The following is a 16,899-nucleotide window of genomic DNA, read 5'->3' on the forward strand; positions in this document are numbered from 1 at the left end:
GCCGCGAGCCGAGCGGACGACGAGACGCCGGCGGCGAAGGATCCGCGCCTCCTCGCGCGCCTGCCGGCGCCGCGCCGGGCTGGGAAAAATGCCCGGTCACCGGGCAAGATGCCCGTTTCGGTCGCGTTCACCGCCGATTTGGCCCGGTTTCCCAATTGGCGCGAACCGTGCTTGTCTTGCCGGCCATGACCGCGCCCCATCTCCGCCTCAAGCGCTGGCGTACGGGCTTGATGGCGACCGCGATGGTATTCGCAATCGGCGCCATCGCCGCTCTGGGAGTGATGGACGAGCGCTCGCTGGTGTCGACGACGCGCATCGAGAGCTCCCGCGAGACACGCGTGCTGGCGGAGGTGCTGGCGTCGGAGTTCCGGGCCGGCCTGGCATCGCTCGGCGGAGGCGAGCCGGCGGGCGCCGCCCACGCGGAGGGCGGTTCGTGGCGCTTCGCGAACACCTCGTTCGTGGTCGAGCCGCGGCAGCTCCTCCACGAGGACGCCATCGCCAACGACGCCGATCACTGCCTGCTGGTGTGGGCGACCACGACGGACGACCTGCGGACCATCGACGGCACGCCCGTCGACATCCCGAGCGTGGTCCAGGCCGCGACCGCGGGTGAGAGCAGCGCCTGGTTGACGCCGACCGAGGCGCTGCGTCTCGGCCTGCCCGAGGAGCTCGCGGTCGCGGGCCTGTCGCGTGTCGAGGACCCACGGTTCGGCGAGTGGATCCTCGCCGTCGTCAGCTCGACGGAGCGCCAGCGTGCGCGCGAAGCTCGTCGCTACGCCCGGACCATCATCATGGTCGGCCTCGCCAGCCTCGTGGTGCTCGGCTTCGGGTGGGTCCTCCTCCGCACGCAACGCCAGGAGCGAGCCTTCGAGCGCGTGCTGGCCCGCGAGTCGATGCGCGCCCACCAGGAGGTCCAGCTCGCGCGCGAAGGGCGAGCCGCGACGATGTTGACGTTCGCCGCCGGCATCGCCCACGAGCTGTCGACGCCGCTCGGCGTGATCGCCATGCGCGCCGAGCAGCTCGAGAACAACGCCGAGGACGACCGCGCCCGCCGCGGCGCGCGGGCGATCACCGAGCAGGTGGCGAAGATCCGGGAGAGCGCGCGCGGCTTCCTGGCCATCGCCCGCGGCGCCGCGCCCCTGCGCGAGCGCTTCCCGGCCGCCGACGTGCTGCGCAGCGCGGTCGCTCGCGTGGGCCACCGGTTCGAGCGCGCCGGGGTCTCGCTGCGCGTCCACTCGTTGTCCGAGCTGCCGTGGATCTACGGCGACGCGCGGCTGCTCGAGCACGCGCTGACGAACCTGCTGCTCAACGCGTGCGACGCGTCGCGCGAGCGCGGCGAGGTCGAGCTCGGCGCGTCGTCGAAGGGCGGGCAGCTCGAGATCGCGGTCAGCGATCGCGGCGCCGGCATCGACGCCAACCTCCGCGCGCGCATCCAGCCGTTCTTCAGCACCAAGGCCGAGGGCACGGGCCTCGGTCTGGCGATCGCCAGCGAGGTCATGCGGATGCATCGAGGCGAGCTGCGGTTCGAGGACCGCCCCGGCGGCGGGACGAACGCCGTGCTACGATTGCCCGCCGAACCCATGTCCGACGATGCTCTCGCCGACGAAGCACAAGACGCGCATCCTGCTGGTTGACGACGACCTCGACATGCTCGAGGCCCTCAGCGACGGCCTGACGGAGAAGGGGTTCGAGGTGACCGCGGCGCGCTCCGCCGAGGCGGCGCTGGTGCACCTCGCGGAGGCGAACTTCGACGTGATGGTGACCGACCTGCGCATGACCGGGGCCGACGGCTTGACGCTGCTGGCCCAGGCGCGCGCCCTCAACCCGCAGCTGCCCGTCATCGTCATGACCGCCTACAGCGCCCTCGACACGGCGATCGAGGCCGTGCGCCGCGGCGCGTTCCACTACCTGGCGAAGCCGTTCCGGGTCGACGAGCTCCTCATCTTCATCCGCCGCGCCTTCGACGACACGCAGCTCCGCCGCGAGGCCGAGGTGCTGCGCCACGCCCTGCGCGTCCAGCCGGGGCCGCCCGGCCTGCTCGGCACCAGCGCGGCGATGCAGGAGCTGTTCCGCATCATCGACCGCGTCGCCAGCACCTCGGCGCCCGTCCTCATCACCGGCGAGACCGGCACCGGCAAGACGCTGGTCGCGTCGACCATCCACCAGCGCAGCGGCCGCGCCTCGGCCCCGCTGGTCGCCCTCAACTGCGCCGCCCTGCCCGAGAACTTGCTGGAGAGCGAGCTGTTCGGCCACGTGCGCGGGGCGTTCAGCGGCGCCACCTCCAGCTCGGCCGGCCTGTTCTCCGCCGCCGACGGCGGCAGCATCCTGCTCGACGAGATCGGCGAGATGGCGCTGCCGCTGCAGGCGAAGCTGCTTCACGTGATCGAGCGCGGCGCGGTGCGCCCGATCGGCGGGATGAAGGAGCGGCCGATCGACGTCCGCATCCTCGCCGCCACCAACCGCGACCTCGAGCAAGCCGTGCGCGACGGCCGGTTCCGCGAGGACCTGCTGTACCGCCTCAACCTCGTCGTCCTCGAGCTGCCGCCGCTGCGCGAGCGCAACGGCGACCTGCCCGAGCTGATCGATCACTTCCTCGGCAAGGCCAGAGCGCGCTACCCCGACAGCCCGGTCTGCAACTTCTCTCGCGCGGCCCTCGAGCGCCTGCTCGCCCACCCGTGGCCCGGCAACGTCCGCGAGCTGTCCCACACCATCGAGCGTCTGGTCCTGCTCGGTCACGGGGCGATGATCGAGGTCGCAGACCTGCCCCGCAGCTTCAACGCGCCGCCCGACTCGCTCCCGCCGTTCGACGCGATCGTGCCGATGCGAGAGATGCAGCGCCGCTATGCCACCTGGGTGCTCGAGCAGGTCGATGGCATCCGCGCCCACGCGGCCCGCCGCCTCGGCATCGATGTCAAGACTCTCGGGCGATTGTTGGGCACCCAGGAGGCCGCAGACCTCGACCTGAAAGAGTGAGCAGCGCGCTCGCGGAGGGGCCGCGACATGAATTCCCTGTCATCGAAAATGCTCGGCCGCCGCAGATGAGGGGCACCGATCATAGGCCCAATCCCTCTGTCCGCCCAAACTTCGTCGGCATTCGCGGCCGCCGCCCTCGCGACGAAGGGCGCGCCACGGCCCGAGCCCTCGTCGATCTCCGAGGTCAGGTGGAGACACGTTAACGATAACGCGCCGTCCGCCCGCAGCGAGCGCCGGTCCCGCCTCGATCCGGGCCGATTCATCCTGCATCTTAGAGCGGCAGCCATGCCCGTCCCGTCCTCGCTCCTCCGCCGGCTCCGCAGGCTTTGTCTGGGCACCCTGATGGTCCTCGCGGGGCTCGTGTTGCTCGGCGCGAGTTACCAGCAGATCGGGCAAGCGCTGGATCGACGCGCGGTGCATCCGCCCGGCCGCCACGTCACCGTGGATGGTACCTCGATGCACCTCCACTGCACCGGCGAGGGCGGGCCGACCGTCGTCCTCGAAGCCGGAGCTTTCGGCTTCGCGCAGGTCTGGGCGTGGATCCAGCCGAAGGTCGCCGAACGCACCCGCGTCTGCTCGTACGACCGCGCCGGGCTCGGTTGGAGCGACGACGCGGCCCCCCACGACGGCGTCGCCGTCGCCCACCGTCTGCACGCGCTCCTGCGGAACGCCGGCGAACACGGGCCCTACGTCCTCGTCGGTCATTCTCTCGGTGGGGCGCTGATCCGGATCTTCGTCACCCATTACCCCGACGAGGTGGTCGCGCTCGGCTTCATCGAGCCGTCACACCCCGATCAGCTCGAACGATTGCCGCCCGAGGCCCGCGAGGCGCACGAGCGCGTGGTCCGGACGCTGACGGTCGTCGCAGACCTGACGTACATCGGCCTGCTGCGGCTGGCGAACCCGCTCGGCCGTCTCCACGCCGGGCTGCCCGCCGACGACTACAGGGCCGCGTGCATGTTCACCTCGGCAGCGCCGCACGTGCGAACCTCGCAGAAGGAGTTCGCAGCCTGGGACAGGACCATGGCCGCCGCGCGGGCCAACCTGTCCGTCAAAGAACGCCCGGTCGTCGTCGTCAGCGGCACCGAGCCGATGGAAGGCATGTCCCCCGAGATCTTCGCGCTGAATCTCGAGCTGCACGCGGAGATCGCAGGCCTCTCGAAGCACAGCCGCCACGTGAGCGTCGAAGGGGCGAGTCACATGTCGCTGCTCACGCGGCAGGACCACGCCGAACAGGTCGCGCGACTCGTGATCGAGCTCGTCGACAGCGTCGCCCGCTGAGGTGTTCAGTCGCTCGCGGAGGTCGCGGGGGAGCAGCGCCGGCGACGTCCACTCCGCGATTCGTGTCACCGGCAACCTCGGGCGTGGGCGGACACGGGCCGACGACCAGCTCGATGGCCCACGCCGTCCCCTCCCGCACCTCGACGCCGGGGCCGGCGAACGCCTCCAGCAACAGATCGGCGGTGCGGGCGAGCTCCGTCCCCGCGGCGCGCGACGGCTCGTCGTTCTCCGCGGCTCCGGCGGACGTCGCCGGCCGCTCGACGCACGCGTGTGTGTCGCTCGCGTCGCGCCCGAGCGCGAGCCCGCGAGCCAGCGCCCCGAGGAATTCGCGGGGCGGGAGCGCCTCGGAGGTCCACCTGCCCGTGAGGACAGGCTCGGTCCGCACCGCCACCGACTCGCCGAGCGCGAGACCCACGAAGTCGGCCAGCAGCGCCTCGGCCGCCCCGCCGAGCGACGGACCCTGATGCCGGACGTGAAGGACCGGCCGCTCGGCGTCGAACCCCATCTGCCAGCCTCGCAGCGCCCCGCCGACCTCGGGCCAGTGAGCCACGAGCGCCTCCTCGATCGGCTCGCGGAGCGACGACGGGCGCGGCGGAGGCGGCGGCGGCGCTGCCGGCGGCGGCGTGACCAGCGAGGCGGCGATCTTCTGCAACGAGCGCTCGTCGGCGACCGCCGTGACATCGACCTCCGGATCGAGCCCGGCGACGGCGGCGATGCGCGAGCGGAGCAGCGTCTCGACCGCGTGCGCCTCCTCGGGCGAGCCGATGAGCGCCAGGCGAACGCTCACGCCGCTGGACTCGACCGCGAGCGCGGTGCGGAACGAGCGGTCGTCCGGGGCGACCTCGGCGAGGATGCGCGTCACTGCGTCGCGGACGCGGATCTTCCACGCCACTTCGCCGAGCGCCGCGCGCAGCGGGACATAGACGCTGGCCAGGAGCAGCGCGGGCAGCACGAGGCGCCACATCACCCCGTAGCGCGCGCCGAAGATGCCCCGCAAGCGGGTACCGACGCCGGACGCGCCGTCCTCCGCGAGCACCACGTGATTGAAGCCGAGCCCGATGAACAGCAGCGCCGAGCAGAAGATGATCGCGCAGAAGTTGGCCGTGAACAGCAGGAGCGCGCCGCCGGCGATGTTCCACTGACTCACGCCGAGCCCGTAGCCGGCCACGCAGAGCGGCGGCACCAGCGAGATGCCGATCGCCGTCCCCGCCGCGGCGCTGGTGGTGTCAGCGCTCTGGCGCGCCGTGGTGAAACCCGCCGCCATCGCACAGAACGCGGCCACCGCGAGGTCGAGGACGGTCGGTGAGGTGCGGGCCGCGATCTCCGTCGTCGTCTCGTGGAACGGCAAGCCGACCGTCAGCGCCGCCGCCAGAGCGACGACCCACACGATGCTCGCGGCCACCCGGAACATCGAGCGCAGGGTCAGCAGCGGCGAGCCCACCGCCAGACCCATGCCGAGCCCGACGATCGGCGACATCAGCGGCGAGATCAGCATCGCGCCGATCACCACCCCGGTGCTGCTCAGCACGAGGCCCAGCGTGGCGATGCCGGTCGCCAGCACCAGCTGAAGCCAGTAACTCACCGCGTCGGAGCGATGGCGGGAGTACATGTCCCGCACGATCTCCGCGCGCCGCGCCGTCGGCACCCCCAGCCACCGCGCCAGCGTGTCTTGAAGCGGGTGCTCCCGGCGAGTCTCCTGTGCAGGAGCGGCTCCGTCGCTCATCGGCGCAATCGTAGTCCCGCCGAGCCCGCGCTTGAAGGAGCAAAGCGCGTCGCTTCGCGACGCGCTCCTCGAGAGGTCTGCGCCCGGGCCGCCATCCCACGAGAATCCACGCGGCAAGCCGGACAAGCACGTCCGACGCCGCGAGACGGACAGCTCGATGCCGCTGCGATGTTCGCGCCAGCGGCCTCGAGCGTCGCTGCGCGAAATGTCATACGCGAAGGACAGTACATACAATTTTCTCGTCAGAAGTCGCGGCCCACGCGATAGGGTGTTCGGGCAAGGGTGCACCGGCGTACGGTTCGTCGGGAGCAGGATTTGGCTGGCTCGGTCGTCGAGCGAGCGCTGAAATGGTCGGGCCGCCATTTCGCATGCCGCCGTGTGCGGCTGCGGAGGCGATCCCGTGCAACAACAGAATACCCCCGACCACGCACCAGCTTCGGCCGGCTGCGCGCTCCGACTGTTTTGGATGCTCATCGGCAACGCGATCGTGTACGCGTCGCTGGCGACGATCGCCATGAACGGGGAAGCGTTCCCCTCGGCGCTCGACGGCGTCGTCTGGCTCACCGTCGCGCTGACGATCGTCGCGCGGCGGGTCGACATCACGCGATGGGCGGGGAAGACGGCCAGCGGCGAGCCCGCCACGCTCGCACACTGGCGACGCTACGCGATCACCGTGGTCGCGTTGACCGCGCTCGCCTCGGTGCTCGCGCACGTGATCGCCGCTTCGTCGGCCTCATGACCTGCGAGGCCGCGCGGCCTCAGTCCTTGCGCACCGCCGCGATGCGCGTGGGCGACGTCGACGGCACGGCCGCGCCGACGCGGTCGTGCTGCCGATGACGGCGCGACCGACGGTCGACGAACGACGGCCGCGCCGCGCCGGCGAGGTGTCGCCCGCGTCACCTCATTCGCGGAGCCTCCCGGCGGCAGGGCCGCAGGAACGGACGAAGACGAGCGCACCATCGTTCACGGCCGCGAACTATCACTCGCCGCCGGCGAGCTTGTGCCGATTCGAAGCTCGCCCAACTTCCGGGGGCCTCGTCCTCGAGCACCGGAGTGAAAGCCATGTCGACCGCCGAAATCGCTGACAACAAGTGGGAGCTCGAGGCCTCGCGGCCGCCGCTCGCCACGACCGCTGGAATCCTTCAGATCGTCGTCGTCGCCGCCTTCGCCTGCCTGTTCGTGTGGATGCTGTCCTTCGCCCTGCAGGGCATCTTCGGCGCCAAGCGCGACACCCTGGCCGATCAGTACGGCCGCCTCACCGTCGACGGCAAGCCCCCCGCCGCGCCCGCCCCCCATTGACGCGCAGCAGGCGGCGCTCGCCGGGCGCCCGCCGCGGCGCGTTCGGATGTCCCGAAGGACATTCCCCTTAAAACATGTCGTAAGAGACAGCTCAAGACGACAGCCCGACCAGGCCGGCGAGGGTCGGGGCCTCGACGGCGTATCATGGGGCAGCGATCGAGCTGCGTCCGCGGCTGCCACTCCTTGTTCGGATTCGCGACGTTCATCGCCACCACCCGGCCCCACCCATCCGCCCGCAGCGCGATGGCCCGACCGCTCGCGCCGTGTGGTTCAATGCTCGAGCCCGCCGGACCTCCCAGGCGCGTTTAGCGCCGCGGGTACCGATCACGCGGATTCAGGGCCGCACACGGCGATTCGTGGCCATGGCTGGTGGATCTGCCGGCGGCGCCCGTGGCGCCCTCACAATTAGCCCATGCTTGCGAAACATCGACGGAGGCTCTGATGTCATTCCACGGTCTGCGATTGCTCGCGCTCGGCGCCATCCTCGCCTGCGACACCGGCGAGCACGACGAATGCCTGGAGAGCCCCGAGTCGGACGTCGAGTTCATCGACGCGATGGTCCCGCATCACCAGGTCGCCATCGAGATGGCAGACATGGAGCTGGCACGCGGCGCCAGCCCTGCGGTCAAGGCTGTGGCGATGATGATCAAGCAGGCCCAGACGCCGGAGATCTCGCAGATGCGAGCGCTCCGCGCGCAACTGACGGGCTACGACATCGTTCCGGAACGGCATGACCCGCACTTGATGGCGGACATGGAGAAGCTCATGGCGCTGTCCGGTCCGGCGCTGGATCGAGGATTCCTCGAGGTCATGATCCCTCATCACGCCGGCGCAATCACGATGTCGCACCGGAGCATGCCGCATCTGCGGCGCGCCGAGCTGCGCACGATGGCGGACCAGATCATCCTGACCCAGGCGCGGGAGATCGGCGAGCTCGTGGCGATGCTGACGATGTAGCGGAGGGCGAGCGAATGACGGCTCGGGGCCACGAGCTCCCGGTGCTCGCCAGCCGTCGCACGCTGTCGTTCTCGTCCAGGGCGGCGATGAGCGACGCCGGGCAAGCAACCGGGCGTTCCGGTTCGGCGACGGTGGGCGCTGCGCTGAGCGACAACGACGTCCGGAGCGTGGAGGCGGCGGTGCCAGCGGCGCCGGCTTGATGCACGTCAGAAGTGGAACGCGCCGCCGAGGTACACGTACCAGTCGTCCTTGACGAGCTGGTTCGCCCTGTTCCTGAAGACGGCGTCCTTGTTCGCCCCGTAGCGCCCCTCGACGCGGAAGGTGAGCTGCGGCAGCGGCAGATATTCGAGGGTCAACGCCCCGCTGTGGCTCTGCCAGCCGTTCGGGGTGTTCGTCCTCAGCTCTGGGACGATATCGGCCTTGTTGTACAAGTACTCGTAGCGCGCGGCGACGCCGATCTTCTCCGTGATCGCCAGCCGTGCGGAGAACGCCGGCGCGACGACGAAGTCATATTTGTCCTTCTCGTTGTTCTTCTGCATGATGAAGTCGAACATCGGGAAGATCAGCCAGCGCTTTCCGAGCCAGATCCTGTAATACAGGTTCTGGTAGTGCCTGAAGATCGGCGTCTTCTCGCCCGCGGGGGCCTCGTTGCCCCAGTACATGGTCCAGTCGCCGACGATCTTGAACGGCTTGAAGACGCTCCAGACGAACCCGAACCCCTTCTTGCCGTTCGCGTCCCTGATCTCCTGCCAGCCGTTCAGGACCATCACTCGCAACGTCATGTCCTTGCGGACATGATAATGGAGCCTGACTCCCGCCTCGTAGTCGGGGGTGAAGTCCGCGATGTACGCGCGCGTGGCGTGGAGGTTCTCCTTGTTCAGGACGATCTCGGCGCCGTAGTAGGACGGCAGGATGCCGGCCTCGACCGCCAGCTTCGGGTGGAAGAAGTAGTAGATCGCCGCCTCGCGGATCAGCTGCAACGACTTCGGCTCTTCGTTGTACAGCGACTCGACGATGTGTCCGGCGTGGAGCGCGAAGCGGAACCGGATCTTGTTCGGGATCTCGTACTGGCCCTGCACGAACCCGTACGCCAGCGCGAATTGGTTGGCGTACAGCGGATAGCTCGTGAAATCGCGTCGGCCGACGTCCTCGACCTCTTGCTTGGTGATGTAATCGTAGTACCGGTGCTTTCCTTGCGGCCCGAACGCGTAGCCGAAGTCGCCGTACAGGTTCAGCGAGAGGATGCCTCGGCCGACCTTGGTGCTGATCGCGGGTACGACCAGGGTGCGCTTCTCCTTGCACCGACGAGAGAGGCAGGCGAAGGGCCCCCGCGCCGAAGGGGGTGCGGCCCAGGCCGAGGGGGCGCCCTCCACGACAGCGCCCTGGGGTGTGGGAGGCACCGCCGCTGGCGCCTCGGAGACGGGCCCTGGCGCCACCGGGTCCGGGGGAACAGTTTCACCGGGCCGGGGCGTACTTTGGGTCGAATGGCGCGCTTGAGCTCGGCGACCTCGGCGCGCAGGGCCTCGAGCTCACGCCGCAGCTCCTCGGAACCCGCCTGCGGCTGCGTGGTGGGCGGAGCGGTGGGATCGGGAACAGGGACCGAGTCGGGCGTAGTGGTCGAGGTGACCGGCAGGGTTTGCGTGGCCGTCGGCGACGCGGGCGCGGCGGTCAAGGACGCGGGTGCGTCCGCCTTCGTGACTGCCGGGGAAGCGGGCGCGTCCGGTGGGGCCGAAGGCGAGGGCGTCGAGACCTGGGAATCGGATGTGCGGGGCGAAGGAACAGGCTGCCAGGCGCCGATGCTGGAAGGGCTGACGCCTGCGATCGCGAGGAACGCCGTAAGAGTCGTGAGCGGGACGTTCAAGAGCAAATCCTCGGGCCCGGGAGGATACCGGAAAGCCCGAGCACCTTTCATGTGAGAAAGGTTGGGTTCACGAGAACATTAAGCGAGCTTGAACGTCGTCGCGACTACCCTGGGAAGTGATTGACATAATCCGTTACACGAAGCGACGAACGCCTTTCTTGGCGTAGACGCCCGTCCCGAAAGGCTCACAGCCTCTTTCTGTTGCGACGATCGACCACGCAGCGGGTTGCGACCCGCATATGCGGCCCCGGTCGATGGCGACATGAGATTCGCCTCATCGCCTGTCGCCGGCGCTGACCAGCCAGCGAATTCAGCGCTGGGGGCTGCGCGGCCTACTTGCAGATCTCCCGCGTGACCGGGCCTCAGCCGCCCTCCGTGGCCTCGATCCGACCGGAGGCCCTGAGCACGGCGACCTCGGCGTGCATGACGCTCTCGACGAGGTTGATGCGGGCCAGCTCGAGCTGCTCGCCGCCGACGACGGCCGCGCGCTCGTCCTCGTCGGCGAGCGCGTCCTCGTGGTCGCCGACGGCCTGGTCCAACAGACATGGTCGCTCGGACATGGCACATGGACCAGCCTCGTGTTCGACGCCTCGCGCCGGCTCGTGATCGCCGGCGGCCACGGCGACGAGCTGGCGCCCACGGCGCTCGCCGTCGACCGCTTCGGCGCGGTCTACCTCGCCGGCGTGGTCCGCTCGCTCCCCGTCGAGGACGACGCCCCGCCGCCCGGCGCCGGCGAGCTGGCCTTCGTGCACGCGACCACGCCTGACCTTTCAGCCAGGTCGCTGTGGTGGACCTTCGCCCCCGCCCTCGACTTCCCGACGGCCCGGGTCGACCTGCTCGTCGGCGCCGACCAGGCCCTCGCCGTCGCCCGCACCGACGCCGGCCACGCCGCCGGCGTCCGCTGGACCCCCGCGCGCGACCTCGCCGACGCGGTCGACTGGGTCGGCAAGAAGGAGGACCGCCCGCACCCCGACACGATGGAGCTGTTCGGCTACGGGTCCGGCGCCTCGGCCGCGAGCGACGACTACTTCTGCAGCGCCGAGCCGCGCCCGCTCTCGGCCGTGGCCCTGCTCGGCGTCCTCGGCCTCACCGGGCTCCGTCGCCGCCGCCGTCGCTGAACGCGGCGAAGCGCGCCCGCATCGCCGGCGCTCTCGCTCCGCCTGCTGGCGCCGCGCCTCAATGCGCCGGCAGCGGTTGTCCGCCGCGCCAGGTCCCGCCGGCGCGGCCGATCCGGCGCACGCGGAAGGCCAGGAAGATCAGCGAGAAGCCGACGAAAAGCGCCCACACGCCGATGTACACCATCATCGCCAGCGCCCCGGCGCCCGGCATCGTCATCATCAGCACGCCGAACAGCACGCCGGCGAGGCCGCTGAGCGCCAGCCACCATTCGCCCTCGATCTCCTTGCGCAGGCGGATCGCCATGACGATGCGCAGCACCCCGGTGATCACCGCGAACGCGGCGATGTACATCAGCAGCACCAGGGTGGTGATGCCCGGCACCCGCAGCGCGAGCAGGCCGAACGCCACCCCGCACAGGCCCTCGAGCAGCATCAACCACCAGTGCTCGTTCTCCTTGCGCCCGACGAACGCGCCGCCGATGAGGAACACGCCGTCGATCAGCACGAACACCGCGAACCACATCGTCAATGCGAGCAGGGAGAGGCCGGGTGCGGCCAGCGTCAGACAGCCGAACAGCAGCGCCAGGATGCCGCGCAGCAGCAGCGACCACCAGGCGGTCGAGAGCGATTCACAGAGCATGGGACCCTTCCTTCGCCCAGGAACGTGACGCAATCCCGGACCCCGTCCAGCGGACCCAGCGACGATTGAGCCCCGCGCCCGCCGCGCCGGCCACCCACGAATCCGCGTTGTTTTTTTGCCGTCGCCTCGCGCGATGCGAATCAGCAGCCCCGGCAGTCGCTGCCGGCCGGGCCTGCCGGGCAGCGACCCCGTCCACGAATCAGCGGACCCGACCGCCGGCCGCCTCCGGCTCGGCGACCCCGACCGCCGTGCGCGCGACCACACCGACCTCGACCCGGGCCGCGCTCGCGCGAATGCGCGGACCCGACGCCAGCCGCCCGCTCACTGCGGCCGGCTCACTGCGGATTGATCACCTCGAGCCGGGTCCCGCCGGGGTAGGCATACGACGTCACATCGGTGTAGCCGTAGTTGACGATCCCGAACGGCTCGGCGCTCTCGGCCAGGTGGGCGCCCTCGGCGATCGGCCAGTCGGCCACTTCGTAGCCGCCGACGGCGTCGTAGCCGCCGACCATGAGCCCGTCGACGAACACCTCGGCTGCGCCCTGCACCCGGACGATCTGCGCGTAGTGTTGTGAATAGCCGGTGCCGGTGGCGAACGCGTAGCGGTCGAGGAATTGCTCGACCGGGATCGCCTGCACCATCGCCGGATCGCCGGTGCCCGCGCCGCCCTCCTGGCTCTCGAGGTATTGCACCGGCAGGAACGGCTTGTCGCCGGAGAAGATCACGCTGGTCCCGGTGGTCACCACCAGCTCCTTCCATTCGCCGCGGTTCAGCGCCAGCGGCGTGCCCGGCAGCGGCGGGTCGGTCTTCACGGTCGTCCCGTCCTCGCCGCCGTACACCCGCCAGTAGTGCTTCTCCGTGCCGCGCGTGGGCGCGTGGGCGCCGACGTACTCGGCGCCCCAGTACGCCAGCGGCAGCATCTGCTCCTCGACGTGATCGCAGTACGACACGTTGCTGCTCGGCACGTTGGCGCATTCGACCGCGCCGACCACCCAGATCGGTCGGTCGGCTTCGATCATGGTCCCGGACAGGTCGCCGTTCGGCCCGGGCGCGATCACCTGCAGCGTGTCGAAGCGGTTCAGCACCACCTTCCCGGTCTGGCCGGCGAACACCTGCGGCACCCCGGCCCCGGCGCTGGTGGTCACCGGCGGCGTCCACGTCACCGTGGTCTTGTCGGCGATCGCTATCACGTTGAAGTAGCTCGGCGATTCCTCCTGCGTCTGGCGGTACGACGCCACCACGTAGCTCGCCTGCAGCGCGTGCTCGGGGAACAGCATCGACGCGTCATTGGTCGCCTGCGCGCCGATCGGCGAGTGCTGGTACGCCACCACCGGCACGTCGCTGTCGATCCGGTAGGACCCGCCGATCCGCAGCGCCGACACCTTGTCGATCGGCGGGTTCGCCAGCGTGAACGTGTGCGTCTTGCCCGGCGCGATCGTCACCGGGGCGCCCTGGGGCGACTCGACGTTCTGCCCGGTCGGCGCCAGGTACAGCTGCACCGTCGCCGTCTTGCTCGCGTGCGGGTTGCCGACCACCACCGAGTCGTTCTCCTCGGCGTAGTAGTTGTCCATGCGGTTGGCGAAGAACGAGCAGCCGACGGTGCTCGGCGTCGCCTCCGCCAGGTCGCACAGCGAGAAGCACTGATCGCCGATGCACGTGTCGCCCGGACCGCACGCGACCGGCGGGGCGTAGCCGCTGCCGTCGTCCTCGCACTGCGCGTAGTGGTCCTCGTCGACGCACTGGGTGTCGCCCGGCGGACAGGCCCCCGTCGAGCACACCCCGCCGATGCACGTCTCGCCCGGCTCGCACGGCTGCGACGCGAGCGTCACGCAGTCGGCCTGGCACACCAGGAGCTGCTCGCCCTCGCACCCGCCCGATTCGCCCGGCGTGCACGTACACGCGGGCTCGCCGGTCGTCGACGTCGCGGTCGTCGTGTCCGGCTCCGCGGTCGCGCTCTCGGTCGGCATCGCCGTCATCGCCGACGTGCTGCTCGTCGGCGGCGTCGCCGTCGTCTCCTCGCTCGTGGCGGTCGTCGCCGGCGAGTCGCTCGTGGGCGCCGCCGACGTCGTCGACGCCGACGCGCCTGCATCGGCGGGCGGGTCGTTGCAGGCGGCGAGCAGGCACAGCAGCCAGGGACCGGCGAAGCGCGAGTGACGGTGCATCACGCGCGAAGTTCGCCAAAACTCGCGGCCGAGGCAACTCGGGCCCCGCCCTGCCGCGAGCGAAACCCTGGTCCGGGTGCGCCTCCTCACACACCTCGCCCGCAGCTCCTGCGCCTCGCCGGAGCCGGGCTGTCCCGAAGGTCAGGCCGACCCGAGGCTGGAGATCGGCCGGCCCGACGCGGCGCCGGGCTCGGCCGACCGCCGGGCGGCGCGACCAGGCTGTCCCGAAGGTCAGGCGCCGCGGCCGACGAGCTGCTTGCGGGGCGGCCATGACAAAACTGTCCCAAAGGTCAGGCTGACGCTGCGATCGCGCCCTCGACCCGCAGCGGCGCCGCCGTGGCGGCCACGATCGCCTCCAGGGTCACTCCGGGGCGCGCTCGACCAGGCGGAAGCCGCCGTCCTCGACCGCGATCACCCCGAAGTCGGTGATCACCAGGTCCACGCAGCGCATCGCCGTGAGCGGCAGGGAGCAGCGGCGGACCAGCTTCGCCCCGCCGTCGCGGTCGGTGTGGGTCATCACCGCGATCACCTTGCGCGCCCCGGTCGCGAGGTCCATCGCCCCGCCGATCCCGGCCACCTTCTGCCCCGGCACCATCCAGTTGGCGAGGTCGCCGTTCTCGGCCACCTGCATCGCCCCGAGCACCGCGACATCGACGTGGCCGCCGCGGATCATCGCGAAGCTCAGCGCCGAGTCGAACGTCGAGCCGCCGGGCACGATCGTCACCGTCTGCTTGCCGGCGTTGATCACCTGCGCGTCGACCTCGTCGTCGTACGGGAACGGGCCCATCCCCAGCAGCCCGTTCTCCGAGTGCAGCAAGATCCCCGAATCGGGCGGCAAGTAGTTCGGGATCAGGGTCGGGATCCCGATCCCCAGGTTGACCACGCTGCCCGGGCTCAGCTTCGGGCCGCACGCGCGGCCATGTCTTCGCGGCTCCACGGCATGGCGGCCGGATTGTGGACCCCGGCGGCCCTGCGAGGCAACGGCCGTCCGCGCGATTTTGCGCCTCGCGCACCCGACCTCCCGACCTCCGCGTTGCCCTTGGCCGCCGTTTGCGGGCACATTTCGCCCGCATGCGGGTCCTCCTCCTCGCGCTCGCGGCGCTCCTCGCCTGTGCGCGCCTGGGCGGGGCGCGCGGCGACGACGAAGAGCGCGAGGTCCGCGTCGCCGGCGAGCCGCTGTCCGCCGAGCAGCAGGCGCGCCTGGTCGACCACGCGCGCGCCGGCGGCCTGCTGTGGTGGCGACTGCCCGGCGAGGGCGGCTACCGCTGTGAGCCCTGGCGGCTCGTCCCCGACCCCGGAGATCCCGAGCGGGGCCGCCTCCTCCTGGTCGCCCCACCTGTCCCCGGGGACAGCCCATCCCTCCCCGCGCCTGCGGACCCGGCCGACGCCGCCGAACAACCTGTCCCCGAGGACAGCCAAACCGAGGCGCGGGCGGCCGCCCCGCGCTGGCTCTCCCCGCGCCCCAACCTGCTCGCCCCGGCGCACGCAGCTGTCCCCGAGGACAGCTCTCCACGCCCGGGCATCCTGCTCGCCCGACCATCCTCTGTCCCCGAGGACAGCTCACGAGAATTCGCCGCCCTGCTCGCCTCGCCGCCCTCGCGGATTCGCAAGGACAGCGCCCGCCTCGCCCCGGCCCCTCGCTCGTCTGTCTCCGGAGACATCTCACCGCTCACCGCCCTCGCCTGGCCCGTCTTCCCGCCCGCCCCCGCGGACGGCCCCGGCCCGACCCCCGAGCCTGCCCCGAGCGACATGTCCCTCGGGTCACCCACCATCCAGCTCGGCTATCGCCTGGCCGAGGGCCACCTCACCCTCACCGCCCCCGAGCACGAGCTCCCCGTCGCCGCTCCCCGGGCACCCAGAAGGCCGTCGGCCGCGCCCTCACCTGCGTCTTCACCGGCATCGCCCTCAGCGGCCCCGCCGGCGGCGCGCGGCGGCTGATCCTCGCCGCCCGCGAGCGCTTCTTCTTCAGCGAGGAGGCCTGCGCCGGCGCCGGCTTCGCCGACGATCCGCCCGGGCTCGACGAGCTGCGCACCGTCGGCTGCGCCGGCGCGCTCGCCGATCCGGCCACGCGCGCCCGCCTGGAGCGCCCGCCCCCGCGCGACGCCCCCGACGCCGCCGCCCGGCTCCACCGCGTCCGCAACCTCCACCACCTCCGGCGCGGCCCCGACGGCGCGCTCGTGTGCGACGTCTGGCGCAACCGGCCCGAGCGGACCGCCGGCCACGGCCGCCTCGAGCACCGCGGTCGCGACGAGCGCGGCCGCTTCGTCCGCACCTACGCCTACGACGTCGGCCCGGGCTACCTCACCCTCCAGGGCCCCGCCGAGTTCCGCCGCATCGAGCTCGACGGCCAGCGCACCGACGTCGTCCGCGCCAGCAGCTGCCTCGTCACCCGCGGCGTCACCCGGGTCGACGCCGCCGCCATCGACCTCGGCGGCGAGCGCTGGTACCTGTCCCGAAGTGCATGTGACGCCGCCCGCCTCGCCGGCGCCCCGGCCCCCGCCGGCCCCGTCCCGCTGCTCGTGCCCGGCTGCGAGTGACCCCCGGCCCCGCGGCCTGTCCCGAAGTACATCCACCCCGCCCATCCTCTCGGCGCCGCGGCCTGTGCCCGACCGCGATCCCCGGCCCCACGACCTCCCCCGCCCCGCGCGTCCCCAGCGGCCTATCTGCGGACACCACAGCCACCTGTCCCCAGGGTCATGTGACCGACCGCGCTCCCCGCCTCGCGCGTCACCGCCTGCCCGTCTGCGAACGCCGCAGCCACCTGTCCCCAGGTTCATGTGACCTACTGCGCGCACCGCCTCGCGCGTCGACACCTGCCCGTCTGCGAACGCCGCGGCCACCTGTCCCCAGGTTCATGTGACCCACTGCGGTGCTGCACGGGCGAA

General features: G+C 71.3%; 15 protein-coding genes and 1 pseudogene. 10 read left to right on the forward strand and 6 right to left on the reverse strand.

The window, feature by feature from the left end; all coding sequences use genetic code 11:
- Positions 1 to 185: 185 nt before the first annotated feature.
- From OV079_RS29230 to OV079_RS29240, 3 genes are all read left to right on the forward strand, one after another.
- Positions 186 to 1,634: a sensor histidine kinase gene (locus tag OV079_RS29230; protein ID WP_267772240.1), complete on the forward strand. Its 1,449-nt coding sequence runs from the start codon at positions 186 to 188 to the stop codon at positions 1,632 to 1,634.
- The gene (locus OV079_RS29235) at positions 1,591 to 2,973 is read left to right on the forward strand and encodes a sigma-54-dependent transcriptional regulator (RefSeq protein WP_267772241.1); all 1,383 of its coding nucleotides are present in this window, start codon (positions 1,591 to 1,593) and stop codon (positions 2,971 to 2,973) included. Before OV079_RS29230 ends, OV079_RS29235 begins: the two co-directional genes overlap by 44 nt.
- Before the next feature lie 285 nt (positions 2,974 to 3,258).
- Complete coding sequence (locus tag OV079_RS29240) at positions 3,259 to 4,254, forward strand: alpha/beta fold hydrolase (RefSeq protein ID WP_267772242.1); 996 nt, start codon at positions 3,259 to 3,261, stop codon at positions 4,252 to 4,254.
- Here OV079_RS29240 and OV079_RS29245 read toward each other — a convergent pair.
- Complete coding sequence (locus tag OV079_RS29245; RefSeq protein ID WP_267772243.1) at positions 4,184 to 5,977, reverse strand: DUF389 domain-containing protein; 1,794 nt, start codon at positions 5,975 to 5,977, stop codon at positions 4,184 to 4,186. The two genes, OV079_RS29240 and OV079_RS29245, sit on opposite strands and share 71 nt — an antisense overlap.
- 400 nt (positions 5,978 to 6,377) lie before the next feature.
- Here OV079_RS29245 and OV079_RS29250 point away from each other — a divergent pair, with 400 nt between their 5' ends.
- The 3 genes from OV079_RS29250 (at position 6,378) to OV079_RS29260 (ending at position 8,233) form a co-directional block, all read left to right on the forward strand.
- Positions 6,378 to 6,716: a hypothetical protein gene (locus tag OV079_RS29250; RefSeq protein WP_267772244.1), complete on the forward strand. Its 339-nt coding sequence runs from the start codon at positions 6,378 to 6,380 to the stop codon at positions 6,714 to 6,716.
- Positions 6,717 to 7,039: 323 nt separating this feature from the next.
- A complete protein-coding gene (locus OV079_RS29255; protein ID WP_267772245.1) occupies positions 7,040 to 7,276 on the forward strand; it encodes a hypothetical protein in 237 nt (78 codons plus the stop codon).
- Positions 7,277 to 7,738: 462 nt separating this feature from the next.
- Complete coding sequence (locus tag OV079_RS29260) at positions 7,739 to 8,233, forward strand: DUF305 domain-containing protein (RefSeq protein WP_267772246.1); 495 nt, start codon at positions 7,739 to 7,741, stop codon at positions 8,231 to 8,233.
- A 206-nt stretch (positions 8,234 to 8,439) separates the two neighbouring features.
- On the opposite strand, the gene OV079_RS29265 is transcribed toward OV079_RS29260, so the two are convergent.
- Complete coding sequence (locus OV079_RS29265; protein ID WP_267772247.1) at positions 8,440 to 9,606, reverse strand: outer membrane beta-barrel protein; 1,167 nt, start codon at positions 9,604 to 9,606, stop codon at positions 8,440 to 8,442.
- Positions 9,607 to 9,846: 240 nt separating this feature from the next.
- Between OV079_RS29265 and OV079_RS29270 the strand changes: the two genes are divergently transcribed.
- Positions 9,847 to 10,149: a hypothetical protein gene (locus OV079_RS29270; protein ID WP_267772248.1), complete on the forward strand. Its 303-nt coding sequence runs from the start codon at positions 9,847 to 9,849 to the stop codon at positions 10,147 to 10,149.
- Positions 10,150 to 10,456: 307 nt separating this feature from the next.
- On the opposite strand, the gene OV079_RS29275 is transcribed toward OV079_RS29270, so the two are convergent.
- Positions 10,457 to 10,633: a hypothetical protein gene (locus OV079_RS29275; protein WP_267772249.1), complete on the reverse strand. Its 177-nt coding sequence runs from the start codon at positions 10,631 to 10,633 to the stop codon at positions 10,457 to 10,459.
- A gap of 39 nt (positions 10,634 to 10,672) precedes the next feature.
- Between OV079_RS29275 and OV079_RS29280 the strand changes: the two genes are divergently transcribed.
- Positions 10,673 to 11,212 carry a hypothetical protein gene (locus tag OV079_RS29280; protein ID WP_267772250.1) on the forward strand — a complete coding sequence of 180 codons (540 nt, stop codon included), beginning with the start codon at positions 10,673 to 10,675 and terminating at the stop codon, positions 11,210 to 11,212.
- A 58-nt stretch (positions 11,213 to 11,270) separates the two neighbouring features.
- Here OV079_RS29280 and OV079_RS29285 read toward each other — a convergent pair whose 3' ends face one another.
- From OV079_RS29285 to OV079_RS29295, 3 genes and pseudogenes are all read right to left on the reverse strand, one after another.
- The gene (locus OV079_RS29285) at positions 11,271 to 11,852 is read right to left on the reverse strand and encodes an HdeD family acid-resistance protein (protein WP_267772251.1); all 582 of its coding nucleotides are present in this window, start codon (positions 11,850 to 11,852) and stop codon (positions 11,271 to 11,273) included.
- A 335-nt stretch (positions 11,853 to 12,187) separates the two neighbouring features.
- A complete protein-coding gene (locus tag OV079_RS29290) occupies positions 12,188 to 14,014 on the reverse strand; it encodes an IgGFc-binding protein (RefSeq protein WP_267772252.1) in 1,827 nt (608 codons plus the stop codon).
- Positions 14,015 to 14,304: 290 nt separating this feature from the next.
- Positions 14,305 to 14,956: pseudogene (locus tag OV079_RS29295) on the reverse strand (3-oxoacid CoA-transferase subunit B).
- Between the two features lie 129 nt (positions 14,957 to 15,085).
- Here OV079_RS29295 and OV079_RS29300 point away from each other — a divergent pair.
- Together OV079_RS29300 and OV079_RS29305 are read left to right on the forward strand one after the other, a co-directional pair.
- Positions 15,086 to 15,952 carry a hypothetical protein gene (locus tag OV079_RS29300; protein ID WP_267772254.1) on the forward strand — a complete coding sequence of 289 codons (867 nt, stop codon included), beginning with the start codon at positions 15,086 to 15,088 and terminating at the stop codon, positions 15,950 to 15,952.
- A 239-nt stretch (positions 15,953 to 16,191) separates the two neighbouring features.
- On the forward strand, positions 16,192 to 16,551 hold the full coding sequence (locus OV079_RS29305) for a hypothetical protein (RefSeq protein WP_267772255.1): 360 nt from the start codon (positions 16,192 to 16,194) through the stop codon (positions 16,549 to 16,551).
- The last annotated feature ends 348 nt before the right edge of the window (positions 16,552 to 16,899 follow it).

Source organism: Nannocystis pusilla, assembly GCF_026626665.1.
In the GTDB taxonomy this organism is placed as follows: Bacteria; Myxococcota_A; Polyangia; order Nannocystales; family Nannocystaceae; genus Nannocystis; species Nannocystis pusilla.

Excerpts from the sequence above, each read along its gene's own strand:
- OV079_RS29230 (WP_267772240.1), top strand. The coding sequence starts at position 186 with ATGACCGCGCCCCATCTCCGCCTCAAGCGCTGGCGTACGGGCTTGATG.
- OV079_RS29235 (WP_267772241.1), top strand. The coding sequence starts at position 1,591 with ATGCTCTCGCCGACGAAGCACAAGACGCGCATCCTGCTGGTTGACGAC.
- OV079_RS29240 (WP_267772242.1), top strand. The coding sequence starts at position 3,259 with ATGCCCGTCCCGTCCTCGCTCCTCCGCCGGCTCCGCAGGCTTTGTCTG.
- OV079_RS29245 (WP_267772243.1), bottom strand. The coding sequence starts at position 5,977 with ATGAGCGACGGAGCCGCTCCTGCACAGGAGACTCGCCGGGAGCACCCG.
- OV079_RS29255 (WP_267772245.1), top strand. The coding sequence starts at position 7,040 with ATGTCGACCGCCGAAATCGCTGACAACAAGTGGGAGCTCGAGGCCTCG.
- OV079_RS29285 (WP_267772251.1), bottom strand. The coding sequence starts at position 11,852 with ATGCTCTGTGAATCGCTCTCGACCGCCTGGTGGTCGCTGCTGCTGCGC.
- OV079_RS29290 (WP_267772252.1), bottom strand. The coding sequence starts at position 14,014 with ATGCACCGTCACTCGCGCTTCGCCGGTCCCTGGCTGCTGTGCCTGCTC.
- OV079_RS29300 (WP_267772254.1), top strand. The coding sequence starts at position 15,086 with ATGCGGGTCCTCCTCCTCGCGCTCGCGGCGCTCCTCGCCTGTGCGCGC.